A 14693-nucleotide genomic window follows, 5' to 3' on the forward strand; every position below is an offset into this window, starting at 1 on the left:
AGGAATGAGGAGTTACTATGTGTTCAATTTTTGGGGTATTAGATATTAAATCTGATCCCACTCAGTTGCGTACTCAAGCAATTGAAATGTCAAAACTGCTTAGACACCGAGGCCCAGATTGGTCTGGTGTATATGCATCTGAAAAAGCTATTTTAGTGCATGAGCGTTTAGCTATTGTTGGAGTATCAAGCGGTGCACAGCCTTTATACAATCCAGAAAAAACACATATTTTAGCCGTTAATGGCGAGATTTATAATCATAAAGAACTTGCAGCAGAGCTAGATGTTGATTTTACTTTTCAAACTCAATCAGACTGTGAAGTTATTTTAGCCCTGTACAAACAAAAAGGGCCTGACTTTTTAGATGACCTAAATGGCATTTTTGCATTTTGTTTATACGACGAAGAAAATGACGCTTACTTAATTGGCCGTGATCATATTGGTATTATCCCGCTTTACACCGGTCACGACGAGCACGGTAACTTTTACGTTGCTTCTGAGCTAAAAGCACTTTCTCCAATTTGTAAGCATATTGAAGAATTTCCACCAGGGCATTACCTGTACAGCAAAGATGGTAAAATGACGCCTTATTACAAGCGTGATTGGGAAACGTTTGATGCAGTTAAAGATAACAGCGCAGAAGCCCAAGACGTTAAAGATGCATTAGAAGCGGCCGTTAAACGCCAGCTAATGTGTGACGTGCCTTACGGTGTATTACTTTCTGGTGGTTTAGACTCATCAGTTATCTCTGCTATTACTCAGCGCTTTGCTGCCAAACGTATTGAAGATAATGATGAAAGCGATGCATGGTGGCCTAAACTTCATTCTTTTTCAGTGGGCCTTAAAGGCTCACCTGATTTAGCCGCTGCACAAAAAGTAGCTGACATGATTGGGACTATTCACCACCCTATCATTTTTACTATTCAAGAAGGTATTGATGCACTGCGTGAAGTGATTTACCACATTGAAACGTACGATGTAACAACGATTCGTGCCTCTACACCTATGTACTTAATGGCTCGCCAAATTAAAGCGATGGGCATTAAAATGGTGTTGTCGGGCGAAGGTGCTGATGAGCTATTTGGTGGCTACTTATACTTCCATAAAGCCCCTAACGCACAAGAGTTTCATGAAGAGCTAAACCGTAAAGTATCAAAACTGCATATGTTTGACTGCTTACGTGCTAATAAATCAATGGCGGCATGGGGCGTAGAAGCACGTGTACCGTTTCTTGATAAAGAATTTGTTGATGTTGCTATGCGTATCAACCCTGAAGCTAAAATGTGTAAAGATGGCAAAATTGAAAAACACATTTTACGTGAAGGCTTTGAAGGCTACTTACCTGAAGAAGTGCTATGGCGTCAAAAAGAGCAGTTTTCAGATGGTGTTGGTTACAGCTGGATTGATACGTTAAAAGAGTTTGTAAATGAGCAAGTGAGCGATCAAGAGCTTGAAAATGCGAAATTTAAATACCCTATTAATACACCGGATTCAAAAGAAGCGTACTACTACCGTACTATTTTTGAATCGCATTTCCCTGGTGATGCATCCGCTAAATGTGTACCGCATGGTAAGTCGGTAGCGTGTTCGACTCCTGAAGCACTGGCATGGGACGCATCGTTTCAAAACAATGCCGATCCATCAGGTCGTGCTGCGGGCGTTCATAACGACGCATATGCAAGCAAAGGTTAATACTCTTTGCTTAGCGAAGCGTAAGCCTAAATGGCTTACGCTTCGCTTTATAGAGTTCACTTCCACCGAATCTATTTTTTATAGCTCTGCAAATAACTTAAAAGGCTCAAGCGCTTTAATTGTTATTTATAAAAACGGGTTAACGTCAAAAACAATGCAATATATTGCATCACAATCAATTCACCCTGCTACCGTATTTTTAAATCACAATGAGATAACTAAACTGCATTGTAAAATTCGCTGGTTTAACCAAACACATGAAATTAAACGCTGCGGACATGGTACTTTAGCAGCCGCTAATTTTTTGATAGATCATTTTGGTTATTGCCCTGACGTATTTACTTCAATGAGTCATGAGCGTTTTACTATAAGAGTAAAAAAACAACGCGCTCAGCTGTTACTAAAAAGCATAGAGCCTAAAAAAAGCGAATTTGCTGAAAGTGAGTTAAAAAGTGTGTTTTCATCAGCAATAAAAGTAGCCTACAGTACCGATGATAAAAACGGTTATACCGTCGTGCTATTTAATGAAGAATTTAATAAAGAATTTGAAAAAGACGATTTAAAAAGCTTACACGTTGATTTTAAAGCTTTGAGTAAACTCCACAAAAATGCAGTAATTGCCCTTAGTATAAAAAATAAAGACAAGAAAAATGCCATAGCGCATTTTAGATACTTTGCACCTCAGTTTGGTGTAAATGAAGACAGTGCTACAGGCTCTGCGGTATCTGTTATTGCCCCCCTGCTATTTAGACTACATGGTTTAAATAAAGCTAAGCTTATACAGCAATCAAATAATGGCGCATTGCTAAACTATGAGTTTAACAATGCCCAAGTTGTCATTTACTAGGGCGTGTTGATCTTTGCGAATTGAAATTTGTTCAATCTAGGGGCGATTAAATCGCGGCGCGAGGTTTGTAACCTAGTGGGCTAAGTAAAAATCGAGCAACAAAGAGTTTATCGCCCCTAGGCAGAACCCGAAGGGCAGCACATGTTTGGCATTTATGCTGCGTTATCGCCTATTTATGTGGAATAACCACACTTAATAGGCTCTGCCTTGCCTAAAAACCAAACATATTGCTGCAAATTCAACTATCAAAGATCAACACGCCCTAAACTTAAGTAACGTTTAAAGCGGTCTTAATAAGCACAAGGCAAAATAGTTACTATCGTCTTGCCATGTTTGCTCTAACGTTAAATTAGCTTGCGCTGCAAGCTGCTTAAACGATTCAAGCGTGTACTTGTGAGAGTTTTCTGTATGAATACTTTCATCTTCTATAAAGTCTATTTGCTGATCATTTATAATCACGCTTTGATTACAGTTACTTACTAAGTGCATTTCAATACGGCTATGTTGCTCGTTAAAGCGCGACTCGTGGCTAAAGTTATCTAAATTAAATGTGCCATTTAGCTCGTTATTAATACGTTGTAGTAAATTTTTATTAAATGCGGCGGTGACTCCCACTTTATCGTTATATGCATCCAGTAACACTTGGCGCTCTTTTACTAAATCAACCCCAATTAGTACATAACCGTTTACACCGCATAAGCGATGGAAATTATTCATAATTTCTATCGCTTTAACTGGCGCAAAGTTACCAAGAGTAGAGCCCGGAAAATAAACCAAATTAGTTTGACTATCTAAAGCGGTGTCTTTGGTTAGCTGCTTAACCATTTGGCTATGTGTAAAGTCTCCTAGCAAAGGTGAAATTATTAGCTCTGGAAATAACGGTGATAAATGCGCAAGTGAATAACTGAGCATCTCTTCAGAAATTTCAAACGGTACAAAGGTTTTTACGTTTGCCATATGCGCTAATAAATAGGCAACCTTTTTACCCGAGCCGCAGCCTGGCTCGATAATAGAAAGGTTTTCAGGTAACAGATCAGCAATTGCTTGCGAGTGTTGCTCTAAAATAGACAGCTCGGTACGTGTTACGTAATACTCTTGCAAGGTTGTTATTTGCTCGAATAATGCAGCGCCTTTATCATCGTAAAAATATTTACACGGAAGCGTTTTTTGCTGTTGAGTTAATCCGCTTATCACGTCGTTTAAAAACTCAGTGTCGGTGATGTTACTTTGCTTTATTGCTGTTATTTGATTCATACTTTATCCCTCGCCAGTCTTATCCCGCTGCACATCCACGCTTGATGCGGGTAATAAAAATTACGGTATGTTGTGCGCAAATGGTTTTTAGGGGTAAACACACACCCGCCACGTAACACCATTTGGTTATTCATAAACTTACCATTGTATTCCCCTGCAACGCCTTCTATAGGCTTAAAACCTGGGTACGGTAAATATGCGCTGTTCGTCCATTGCCAGCATGCATCTGTTAACTGAGTTATTTTTTCATCGCCTTCGCACTGTCCGGGCATTAGCTGGTTTTGGGAGGGCTTAATAACGTTATGTGCTTTGGCAACGTATTCCCACTCAAATTCTGTGGGTAATCGCGCATCGACAAAATTAGCATAGGCAGTGGCTTCAAAATAGCTGACATGACAAACGGGGGCATTAAAATTGAGTGGTTGTAAGCCGTAATGGGTAAACTCAAACCACTTGCCATCAATATAATGCCAATAAAGAGGCTTGCTTAAACCTTGATTTTTACTATGCGCCCAACCATCACTTAGCCAATATTGTGGATTGTTATAACCGCCCGCATTGATAAATGCTAAATACTCACCATTAGTAACCAATCGATTAGCAAAACGAAATGAATGTATTAGTACCTGATGTTTGGGTTGTTCGTTATCATAAGCAAACTGTGTTTGATCGCTAGTGCCTATATTGACTATAGCTTGGTCAAAATCAATAAAGTTAGCAGGCTTTATCAGATTGTTATTGTTAGAAATAGGGATATCAATGGCTTTATATTTAGGAAACGTCGGGTTAACCGAAAAGTTGTATTTAATATCCATAAGCATAAGCTCTTGATGCTGTTGCTCATGGTTGAGTCCTAGTGTGATTATTTGCTCAATAACATCGTCGTTATGAGTGCTTAATAATTGCAGTACTGCTTTATCAACATACGCTCTGTATGTAAGTACATCTTTTAGGCTTGGTCGTGACAAACTCCCTCTGTTGCTGCGCTTAAATTGCGCACCGATGCCATTGTAATAAGAATTAAATAGCACTTTAAATTGCGGATCAAACACCTGATAATTTTTACAATGAATACTTAATAAGAATGTTTCAAAAAACCAAGTGGTGTGCGCTAAATGCCATTTACATGGACTTACATCAGGCATGGCTTGTAATTGGCAATCTTCGACGCTTAATTGTGCAGTAATAGCTAAGCTGTAGCGTCGAACAGATTGATAACATTCAGCGAGTGCATCGCCGCCTTTATGATTTGTTTCAGGCTTGTTCATAATAACTTAGTCCTTTACCCATGCTCGTTATAAAATATAGCTTACTGTAGTGTTAAATCATATTTATGTTACAACTTAATAAACATCAGTTTTCATTACGTGATCGACATTATTTATACGCCTTAAGTATAAATTTTTACTTTAATAGCAAACTAATTTTTAACGCTACCTGAATGTTGGTTTTTAATACAAAAGTTAAAATAAATTGCTCGTATAGCCATAATATCAGCGTTTTAACTACAAAATCATTTACATTTAATATTTAACTCATACACTAGTGATTGTAAAATCACTCTTCAAATTAGTTAGTCTTCAAATAAATTACAGTATTTGTTTTACTTTGTATTTAAAGGCTAATGTAATTAGATATGACGCTGGTAACGCCAGTATATTAGGACAACTACAGAGGTATTGCATGAAGGAAAATCATGACAAATATAGTATTGACAATACGGACTACACCGTAGGTCAGGACAACGTACAAAAGTGGGGGTTTGATATACACAACCCTGTTTTTGGAACTAGTGCGGGCCTGATTGTCATCTTTTTAATCGCCATACTTGTTACCGACCCACTAACTGCAAAAACAGCGCTTGATAGTATCAAGACCGATATTATTAATAATTTTGATGCCCTTTTTATGTGGGCTGCCAACTTCTTTGTGCTCTTTTGTTTAGCACTTATTGTTTCTCCTTACGGAAATATTCGCCTTGGTGGTGATGATGCTAAACCTTCTCACTCTCGAATTTCATGGCTTGCAATGTTATTTGCTGCAGGTATGGGTATTGGCCTTATGTTTTGGGGCGTTGCTGAACCCGTTGCTTACTTTACTGGTTGGTACGAAACACCACTTAATGTGGCCGCAAATACACCTGAGGCTGCAAAATTAGCAATGGGCGCAACTATGTTCCATTGGGGACTTCACCCTTGGGCTATTTACGCTGTTGTTGGTTTATCTCTTGCCTTTTTTACCTATAACAAAGGGTTACCGCTTTCTATTCGTTCTATTTTTTATCCTATACTAGGCGACAGAGCTTGGGGTTGGCCTGGTCATATCATTGATATCTTAGCTGTACTTGCTACGTTATTTGGTCTTGCAACATCTTTAGGTTTAGGTGCTCAACAAGCCTCTGCTGGTATTAATCATGTATTTGGTACAGAAGGTGGTGTAGGGTCTCAAATTTTGGTTATTGCGGGTGTTACACTCCTAGCAATCGTTTCTGTAGTGCGTGGTATTGATGGTGGTGTGAAACTACTGAGTAATGTAAATATGCTCATCGCGTTTTCATTATTATTGTTTGTTTGTTTAGTTGGCTTTGCTGTAGCAATGGGCAACGTACCGACTACCGTGATGGGCTATGTAGAAAACATTATTCCATTGAGTAACCCACATGGCCGCGAAGACGAAACATGGATGCATGGTTGGACTGTGTTTTATTGGGCTTGGTGGATTTCCTGGTCTCCGTTTGTAGGTATGTTTATCGCGCGTGTATCTCGCGGTCGAACAATTCGTGAATTCTTAATTGCGGTATTACTTATCCCTACGCTAGTTACTGTTTTATGGATGTCTATTTATGGTGGTATTGCTATTGACCAAGTAGTTAACGGTGTTGGTGCGCTAGGCACTAATGGTTTAACTGAAGTACCTTTAGCTATGTTCCAAATGCTTGATGAATTACCTCTATCTAATATCTTATCGTTTATTGCGATTGTATTAGTGTTAGTATTTTTTATTACCTCATCTGACTCAGGCTCATTAGTCATTGATTCAATTACAGCTGGCGGTAAAATTGATGCACCGGTGCCACAACGTATATTTTGGGCAACGGTAGAGGGCGCCATTGCAGCTGCACTACTGTGGATTGGTGGTACACAAGCAATTGAAGCACTCCAAGCAGGTGCTGTTTCTACTGGCTTGCCATTTACTATTGTGTTGTTGTTTATGTGTGTAAGCTTAATTTTAGGTTTACGAACTGAGCCACGCCCAATTAAATAATACAATTAATTAGCAACACTTTTAATTCGTGATGAAACGCCGCAATTTTGCGGCGTTTTTTTGTTTACCTATTTAAGGCTATACCAATTGCATTAAATTAGTGATCTATTATAGCGATAAGAAAATAAATCAATAACAAGGCTAAAATTATGATACATATTTGTTCTATATAAATAATTTTTAACGTCGTTAGTGAGTTATTTAATACGCTAGAATGATCATGTTTTTAATAAAATTGGTATTATACCCACAACTCTGAAATGGGCGTGTCTACACGATAATGGTGACTCAGTTGCGCTTGTAAAAGCTCAGCTGTAGCAAGTGCATCCGTTAGCGCATTATGATTGTGATAAGCCGGTAGAGAATAACGCTCACGACAATCTGTCAATCTGAGCGAACCTAGCTTGGTATTAAACAGCCGGCCTAATAACCCTTGCCTTGCTTTTAGTGCTCTTTTTTCTATTTCCATCGTATCTACCAGTGCAAACTCAATCCCTTCTTTAAGTCTAAGTAATAACGCATTATTTAAAAAGTGGCGCTCTATTGCAGCGTAATGCACCACGACAACTTTCCCACTCAGCGCTTCAAGTAAAGGCTCAATAATTCGATTAAAGTCAGGGGCGTCGTCGACCTCAGAGTGCGTTATTCCATGGATTAAGATCGACTCTTCATGCAGGTTACGCCTAGGTTGAACAACCCAGTGCCGGCTATGTTTACAATAGATACGCTTTAAATTAAACGGCACGAGCCCAACACTTACTATATCGTCGTTTTGGCTATTTAAACCTGTGGTTTCAAAGTCCATTGCTACAAAAGGTACATCTTTTACAGCAGCTTTATCTTGATTATAAGCACCAGCATAAAAGTGTTTTAAAAGTTTATTTTCGGTACTATTGGCAAGATCGTTATATCTAGCTTGCCAATCAAATGCTTTATAATTACGCGGATTCATAGGCTACTTCACACCAGAGTTTGCTGTGTAGCTAAATTTTAAATAACTTTGTGCTTTTTCTAAAATTGCAAATGCCTCTTTTAGGTTTCGCTGTTCAAATGGAGAAAGTAAATGTGGATCTAAGTCATTGTCTGGCTCTTCATCCTTCTCTATTTGCCATGCTTGATGGCGTATTCGCATCATCGCAATATATTCAAGTGCATCACGTAAATCTTGCGCTTTACCCTGCGGTAAAAGTTTCGCTTCAATAATATCTTCTAATCGCTCAAACGAGTTTTGTTTTCGCGATCCAACAGCTAATGCGTGAACGCGTATAACATCAGAAAGTGGTGCAGTCCCCCTTCGCTTTAAGTTCATTGAACGCTTATGTTGGCCATTATGCTCCATAACAAAGCCTTTAAAAAAGCCAAGTGGAGGTGTTCTGTTGCGCGCATTTGCTGCCATATTTGCTAAAAACACACGATTTACTTTACTTTGTTTTGCTATAAATATTTTAAGCTCGTCGGCCCATTTAGTTTTGCCCCATACACCGCCTAAATCAAAAAATATTGAGCTATTTAGTAGTGCTTGTGGTTTTGGCTTCGCTATCCAATCTGCAAATTGATCAAACCACTGTGAGCGAGTTTTACGCCACTTTTTAAACGACGCCATAATTTCTCCATCACAGTAGGTGTAACCACACTGCGCTAAGCCATCACACACAAAATCGGCAATATTTTGAAAATACGCGTCATGTTTTTCATCGTCGTAACTGTCATCTAAAATAAGCGCGTTATCTTGATCAGTTACAATAAGTTGCTCGTCGCGAGCCATTGAGCCTAGAGCAATAAAACAATAAGGCACAGGAGGCGGGCCAAACTTTTCTTCAGCTAATACAAGTAATCTTTGTTTAAATGTACGTCCTATAACAGCCATGGCTGTACCAATCATGTGTGAATTTGCATCTTCATTAACCATACGTACAAATACATTGGGCAATTGACGTGCATAATGCGCCAAATCTTCGATTGTTTGTTGAGCAAGTATGCCACGTACAAGTAATAAGCTGCTTTGCGATTCGTAACGTAAAATATCAGAGAGGGAGATAACCCCTATTGGGCGTCTTTTTTGTACTACTGGTAAATGGTGTAAGTTGTCTCTTAGCATGGCCAGTACGGCTTCGAAAATATAGTCATTAGCATCTAAAAGCACTAAGTTAGTTGACATAATCTCTTTTGCTTGTGTGTTAAAAGCAAGTCCTTTAGCCACTACTTTGGAGCGTAAATCCCTATCGGTTATTATACCAACGACTTGTCCATCGTCTTCTTCTGGGTCATCATTTATTGGTTTATTTACATCGGTTACCAACACTGACGATACCGCCTCTTCGGTCATTAATTTAGCGATGTCTTGTACTGTTGAAGTTGCATCTACGGTGACTACATCTCTGTGAATTAATGATTTCACCTTCGCGGTTGTCAGGTCATTGCCATCGGCTTGCTCGACAATAGCTTGATGTAAACGCACGTTACCGTCAGTTTCAAAGTAATCAGCAAACGCATCAAACTCATCACAGTAGCGATTAAACAGCTCAACATTTATGCAGTAAACTAACGTATCTTCAAGAGCAGTTGCAGGAAAACGCACCTTACGGTTCATCAACAAACCCATTTGCCCAAATATACCCGCTGTAGCCAAACGATTGTAAAGCTCGCCATTTCGACGATACATTTCTACAGAGCCACTTCTAATTACGTACAAATCAGCTATGTCTTGGCCAAAACTCAAGATATCTGTTTTTGCTCTAAAATAAGCAACTTCTACTTGTTGAGCTAACTCATTAAGCGCTTTTTGAGGTAAGTCATCAAAAGGAGGATGTTGTGCTAAAAATTGTGCGATTTCAACTTGTTCGGCTTGCATAAATCCCTTCCTGTACGCGCATTAAAATGACTAAATCTATCTTGCAGATTAACATTATCATTAAGATGTTAAAACAATTACTGCACAATTTTAGGCACAAAAAAAGAGCCTAAATAGACTCTTTAAATGTAATGTTTATTGTAAAAAATTATTTACTGCGCTGAGCGTCTTTTTGGGCTTTTTTAGCTTCTTTACGTTGCTGTAAAACAGCTTGTGCCTCATTACCAATATGGCCTTCACCACGCGCTTGCGCTAATTCTATTTGCTTTTGGCGTTCAGCAAAACGTGCACGTTGCTCATCAGTTACTTCTTCAATACAATGATGACAAGAGACACCTTCCATGTATTCAGGCTTTAACTTTTCTTCTTCTGTAATTGGCATACGACACGCGTGGCATTGATCATAAGAGCCTTTTTGTAGGTCGTGATCAACCGCCACGCGATTATCAAATACAAAACATTCGCCTTCCCACATGGTTTCATCTTTTGGCACTTCTTCTAGGTATTTTAAAATACCGCCTTCAAGGTGATAAACTTCATCAAAGCCTTGCTCTTTCATGTAAGCCGTCGATTTTTCGCAGCGGATACCACCCGTACAAAACATCGCTACTTTTTTATGTTTTTGTGGATCTAAGTTTTCTTTAGCCCACTGTGGAAATTCGCGAAAAGTTTTAGTATTTGGATCGACTGCATTTTGAAATGTACCAATTTCAATTTCGTAATCATTGCGGGTATCAATCAAAATAACTTCAGGATCAGATATAAGTGCGTTCCACTCATTTGGCTTTACATAGCTACCCACAACTTTAAGCGGGTCTACGCCTTCAACGCCCATCGTAACAATTTCTTTTTTTAGCTTAACTTTGGTGCGATAAAACGGGCATTCATCATCGTAAGATTCTTTTGTCACGATGTTTTTTAAATTTGGTTGTTTATCCAGCCATATTAATAAATTGTCTATCCCTTCACGTTTTGCAGAAACAGTGCCGTTTATACCTTCGGCAGCGAGTAATAAAGTACCGCGTACTTCATTTGCTTCCATCACTTCAAGCAATGGCTTACGGATAGCTTCAAATTCAGGTAACCCAACGAATTTATACAGCGCGCACACAACAAAGTGATCGCCCGTTACATTATCTTTATGAACAACAGTCATTATATTTCCTATTTTGCCTTGTTAGCCAGTATTGGCGTTTACCGAATCGTAAATCCGGCGCATATGGGGCGCGTATTTTACGCTTTTTTGGATTAATTGCAAAAAATGCTGCTATAGAATGGTTTTTACTGTTAGCACGGCACCTCAGTAAGCTATAATACGCCAATAAATTTAAAGACTTAATTGCTCATTTTGGAGAAACACACATTGCAGTTTACTGATCTTGGGATTGATACACGCCTTGAAACACAATTAGCACATCAAGGGATCACCCAGCCCACCGATATTCAAGCGCATGCAGTGCCTACCGCACTTGCAGGGCATGACATTTTCGCTCAGTCTAAAACTGGGTCGGGCAAAACCTTAGCGTTTTTACTACCTGCAGTACAACGGGTGATGAAACAAAAGGCACTCAGTAAACGCGATCCTCGTGTACTTATTGTTGCGCCTACACGAGAGCTTGCAACACAAGTGTTCACACAACTTCGCTTATTAATTGCAGGCACAGCGATTAAAGCGGTGAAAATACTTGGCGGAGAAAACTTTAATGATCAAGTTAAAGCACTGCGTAACGATCCACAATTTGTAGTCGCAACCCCAGGTCGTTTAGCGGATCACATTACACAACGCTCATTACAATTAAGCGGACTTGAATTACTTATTTTCGATGAAGCCGATCGTATTTTAGATTTAGGCTTTACCGAACAGTTAAAAATGATTAACGAGCAAGCGAATCACCGTTTGCGTCAAACATTACTGTTTTCTGCAACGCTGGATCACGCACAGGTAGATGCTCTATCTCGTAATTTATTAAAAAAACCAAAGCAAATTACGCTAAGTGCAGCGAATGAGCAGCACAGTGATATCACACAAACACTCTATTTAGCGGATCATCTAGATCACAAAGAGGCATTATTAGAACATTTTTTAAATCAAGATGATGTTGGTCAATGTATTATCTTTACAGCAACGCGCGCTGATACAAGCCGTTTAAGTGAAGCACTTAATGCTAAAGGATTTAAGTCGGTAGCACTTGCTGGTGATTTAACACAAAATAAGCGCCTAGATATTATGGACTCGTTTAGTCGTGAGAATTTTAAAATATTGATCACAACGGATGTTGCCTCACGTGGTTTAGATTTGCTCAGCGTAACGCATGTAATTAACTTTGATTTACCAAAACATGCTGAAGAATATGTGCATCGCATTGGACGTACTGGGCGTGCAGGTTTTAAAGGAAGTGCGCTTTCGCTGGTAGGCCCTAAAGATTGGGCTAGCTATTTAGCCATAAAAGCATTTTTAAATGATGAGTTAAATTTTGCCAGCATTGATGGTTTAAAGGCAAAATTTAAAGGGATAAAAGAGAAAAAACCTGAATCTGTATTGAAAAAAGAAAAAACAGTTGTTGCTAAAAAGCCACTATTTAAACGAAAAGCAAAACCTAAAAAACCATCAGCCCCAATTAAAGCACCCATGAATATTGATGGCGATACACCGATGCGCCGTAAAAAAAAGCCTGAGCAGGAATAATTATGAGTTACCTAGGAACAACACAAACCTTATTTGTAAAAGAAGTAAGCAATGAAGGTGCTTACCTTGATGGCCATGATTTAGGTGAAGTATTTTTACCAAAACAAGAAATAAAACATGAGCTTGAAGCTGGCGATAGTATTAGTGTATTTATCTTTTTAGACAATGCTAACTTAGCCACAGCGACAATTAAAAAGCCTCATGCACAAGTAGGTGAATACGCCCTACTACGCGTTAAAGAAATAAACAGTATTGGGGCATTTTTAGATTGGGGGCTTGAAAAAGATGTACTAACCCCGTTTAACGAACAAAAGCCACGCATGCAAGAAGGTCATTCATATTTAGTTCGTTTGTACCTTGATAATGCAAGCCAACGTATTTGTGCATCAAACAATTTTAATCGTTTCCTATCTAAAGATGAGCCGCAATATACACACTTACAAGAAGTGGATTTAATTGTTGCTGGCAAAACAGATATTGGCTATAAGGTATTAATTGAAGAATCGCACTTCGGTGTTGTATTTTACAATATGGTATTTAAAAGCTTATTTGTGGGCCAAAAGCTTAAAGGTTTCATTCAAAAAGTACGTGACGACGGAAAAATTGATGTCGTACTAGAAAAGCCTGGTATGGGAAAAGTAAGCGATCTTGGTGAAACTATTATGCAAAAGCTTAAGAATGAAGGGGGTGTGATCCCACTCGGCGATAAGTCTGATCCTGAAGCAATAAAAAAGATGTTTTCTACCAGTAAGGCTAACTACAAAAAAGCAATTGGTGGACTATTCAAGCAAGAATTAATAGATATTGAAGCAAAGTCAATTCGTTTGAAGTAATTTTTTACTGATAGAAGTTGAGTGGCCAACCACTCAACTTCTATCTTCACTCAATAATAAACTGCCTATTATTAAATTATTCTTTTACTTAGCCCATAATATATTTATACGGTAAGGTGCATTGCGTATATTGCTTTGAATAATCAATAACCTCTTCTTTAGTTTTTAAGTTCAAAGGTGCTAGACGAAAAATCCTACTTTCACAATCAGGCTTCCTATCATCATGATTATTAACACATTCACGAGCACTAATGTCTTGATAACTAAGGACATCTTCGTTTTTATAGCACAAGTGGTGTGCATAATCTGCCATAGTCTGTTTGAAATCAAAAATATTAACGGGGTAGCTCACGATAACATCAGCAACTGTTAAAGCCTCAGAATCTATCTTCCCTGATAAATAATATTTGTTTACTGAGAAAGCCGCAACAGCAAAAATAACCACATAGAATAACAATTTCAAGACAAACCCTCACTACATATAAACAATATTTTGTAATATTAGAACCATATTTAGTAAGGATTTTAGCATCAATCAACTATTTTTGTTAATTTAATTAATCGAGCGATTAACATCATTAAGCACTTTTACAGGATCATTCGATTTTGTTATAGGTCGTCCAATAACAAGGTAATCACTTCCAGCATCAATCGCTTGTTTTGGTGTCATGATACGCTTTTGATCTCCTACATCACTACCTTCCGGACGAATACCTGGCGTAACCAATTTAAATTTATCACCAAGTTCAACTTTAAGCACTTTTGCCTCTTGTGCTGAACAAACTATGCCATCAAGCCCTGCTTCTTTTGCAAGCCGAGCTAAGTAAATGACTTGTTCCTGCGGGGATTTTTCAATACCTAAACGTTTGAGTTCTTTTTCATCCATGCTTGTTAAAACAGTCACAGCAATAAGCAAAGGCGCTTTATCACCAAACTGCTCTAAAGCAAGTTTAGCTTTATGCATCATTTCAAAACCACCTGATGCATGTACATTAACCATCCATACACCCATTTTTGCGGCTGCAGTGACAGCTTTAGCTACAGTATTAGGAATGTCATGAAATTTTAGATCTAGAAACACATCAAAACCTAAATCAATTAATTCTTTAACAAAAGCAGGACCGAAATAGGTAAACATCTCTTTACCGACTTTAAGACGGCAAGTATCAGGAGAAAGTTGTTTAACAAAATTTAGGGCAATTTGCTGATCATCGTAATCTAATGCAATGAGAATTTTTTTTGAATGTTCGAAAGACATAACTATCCT

General features: G+C 38.5%; 12 protein-coding genes. 5 read left to right on the forward strand and 7 right to left on the reverse strand.

Annotation, left to right across the window (positions count from 1 at the left end; all coding sequences use genetic code 11):
* The first annotated feature begins 17 nt into the window (after nucleotides 1-17).
* Together asnB and PALI_RS07185 are read left to right on the forward strand one after the other, a co-directional pair.
* Entirely contained in the window at nucleotides 18-1691 is a 1674-nt protein-coding gene (asnB, locus tag PALI_RS07180; RefSeq protein ID WP_193155407.1) for an asparagine synthase B, read from the forward strand.
* Nucleotides 1675-2538, forward strand: coding sequence for a PhzF family phenazine biosynthesis protein (locus tag PALI_RS07185; protein WP_193155408.1), 864 nt, complete (start codon nucleotides 1675-1677; stop codon nucleotides 2536-2538). The genes asnB and PALI_RS07185 overlap by 17 nt, the downstream gene beginning before the upstream one ends.
* Nucleotides 2539-2817: 279 nt before the next feature.
* Here the strand turns inward: PALI_RS07185 and egtD are convergent, their stop codons facing one another.
* Nucleotides 2818-3792, reverse strand: a complete 975-nt coding sequence (gene egtD, locus PALI_RS07190; protein WP_193155409.1) for an L-histidine N(alpha)-methyltransferase — start codon at nucleotides 3790-3792, stop codon at nucleotides 2818-2820.
* Nucleotides 3789-5060, reverse strand: coding sequence for an ergothioneine biosynthesis protein EgtB (gene egtB, locus PALI_RS07195; protein ID WP_193155410.1), 1272 nt, complete (start codon nucleotides 5058-5060; stop codon nucleotides 3789-3791). Before egtB ends, egtD begins: the two co-directional genes overlap by 4 nt.
* A gap of 415 nt (nucleotides 5061-5475) precedes the next feature.
* Between egtB and PALI_RS07200 the strand changes: the two genes are divergently transcribed.
* Entirely contained in the window at nucleotides 5476-7056 is a 1581-nt protein-coding gene (locus PALI_RS07200) for a BCCT family transporter (protein WP_193155411.1), read from the forward strand.
* A gap of 241 nt (nucleotides 7057-7297) precedes the next feature.
* Here the strand turns inward: PALI_RS07200 and PALI_RS07205 are convergent, their stop codons facing one another.
* The 3 genes from PALI_RS07205 to trhO form a co-directional block, all read right to left on the reverse strand.
* Entirely contained in the window at nucleotides 7298-8008 is a 711-nt protein-coding gene (locus PALI_RS07205; protein WP_138584901.1) for a 3'-5' exonuclease, read from the reverse strand.
* A 3-nt stretch (nucleotides 8009-8011) separates the two neighbouring features.
* Nucleotides 8012-9907 (reverse strand): DUF294 nucleotidyltransferase-like domain-containing protein, encoded by a 1896-nt coding sequence (locus PALI_RS07210; RefSeq protein WP_193155412.1) that lies wholly within the window; start codon nucleotides 9905-9907, stop codon nucleotides 8012-8014.
* Nucleotides 9908-10055: 148 nt separating this feature from the next.
* Nucleotides 10056-11063, reverse strand: a complete 1008-nt coding sequence (trhO, locus tag PALI_RS07215) for an oxygen-dependent tRNA uridine(34) hydroxylase TrhO (protein ID WP_193155413.1) — start codon at nucleotides 11061-11063, stop codon at nucleotides 10056-10058.
* A 207-nt stretch (nucleotides 11064-11270) separates the two neighbouring features.
* Here trhO and PALI_RS07220 point away from each other — a divergent pair, with 207 nt between their 5' ends.
* Both PALI_RS07220 and PALI_RS07225 read left to right on the forward strand, forming a co-directional pair.
* Nucleotides 11271-12593, forward strand: a complete 1323-nt coding sequence (locus PALI_RS07220) for a DEAD/DEAH box helicase (protein WP_077537958.1) — start codon at nucleotides 11271-11273, stop codon at nucleotides 12591-12593.
* A gap of 2 nt (nucleotides 12594-12595) precedes the next feature.
* The gene (locus PALI_RS07225) at nucleotides 12596-13426 is read left to right on the forward strand and encodes a CvfB family protein (RefSeq protein ID WP_077537959.1); all 831 of its coding nucleotides are present in this window, start codon (nucleotides 12596-12598) and stop codon (nucleotides 13424-13426) included.
* An 88-nt stretch (nucleotides 13427-13514) separates the two neighbouring features.
* Here PALI_RS07225 and PALI_RS07230 read toward each other — a convergent pair whose 3' ends face one another.
* Complete coding sequence (locus PALI_RS07230) at nucleotides 13515-13889, reverse strand: hypothetical protein (protein ID WP_193155414.1); 375 nt, start codon at nucleotides 13887-13889, stop codon at nucleotides 13515-13517.
* Nucleotides 13890-13979: 90 nt separating this feature from the next.
* On the reverse strand, nucleotides 13980-14684 hold the full coding sequence (gene pyrF / locus PALI_RS07235) for an orotidine-5'-phosphate decarboxylase (protein WP_193155415.1): 705 nt from the start codon (nucleotides 14682-14684) through the stop codon (nucleotides 13980-13982).
* Nucleotides 14685-14693: the final 9 nt, after the last annotated feature.

Origin of the sequence: Pseudoalteromonas aliena SW19 (assembly GCF_014905615.1) — a bacterium.
In the GTDB taxonomy this organism is placed as follows: Bacteria; Pseudomonadota; Gammaproteobacteria; order Enterobacterales; family Alteromonadaceae; genus Pseudoalteromonas; species Pseudoalteromonas aliena.

Coding starts and splice junctions, on each gene's coding strand:
- asnB (WP_193155407.1), top strand. CDS start 18: ATGTGTTCAATTTTTGGGGTATTAGATATTAAATCTGATCCCACTCAG.
- PALI_RS07185 (WP_193155408.1), top strand. CDS start 1,675: ATGCAAGCAAAGGTTAATACTCTTTGCTTAGCGAAGCGTAAGCCTAAA.
- egtD (WP_193155409.1), bottom strand. CDS start 3,792: ATGAATCAAATAACAGCAATAAAGCAAAGTAACATCACCGACACTGAG.
- egtB (WP_193155410.1), bottom strand. CDS start 5,060: ATGAACAAGCCTGAAACAAATCATAAAGGCGGCGATGCACTCGCTGAA.
- PALI_RS07200 (WP_193155411.1), top strand. CDS start 5,476: ATGAAGGAAAATCATGACAAATATAGTATTGACAATACGGACTACACC.
- PALI_RS07205 (WP_138584901.1), bottom strand. CDS start 8,008: ATGAATCCGCGTAATTATAAAGCATTTGATTGGCAAGCTAGATATAAC.
- PALI_RS07210 (WP_193155412.1), bottom strand. CDS start 9,907: ATGCAAGCCGAACAAGTTGAAATCGCACAATTTTTAGCACAACATCCT.
- trhO (WP_193155413.1), bottom strand. CDS start 11,063: ATGACTGTTGTTCATAAAGATAATGTAACGGGCGATCACTTTGTTGTG.
- PALI_RS07225 (WP_077537959.1), top strand. CDS start 12,596: ATGAGTTACCTAGGAACAACACAAACCTTATTTGTAAAAGAAGTAAGC.
- pyrF (WP_193155415.1), bottom strand. CDS start 14,684: ATGTCTTTCGAACATTCAAAAAAAATTCTCATTGCATTAGATTACGAT.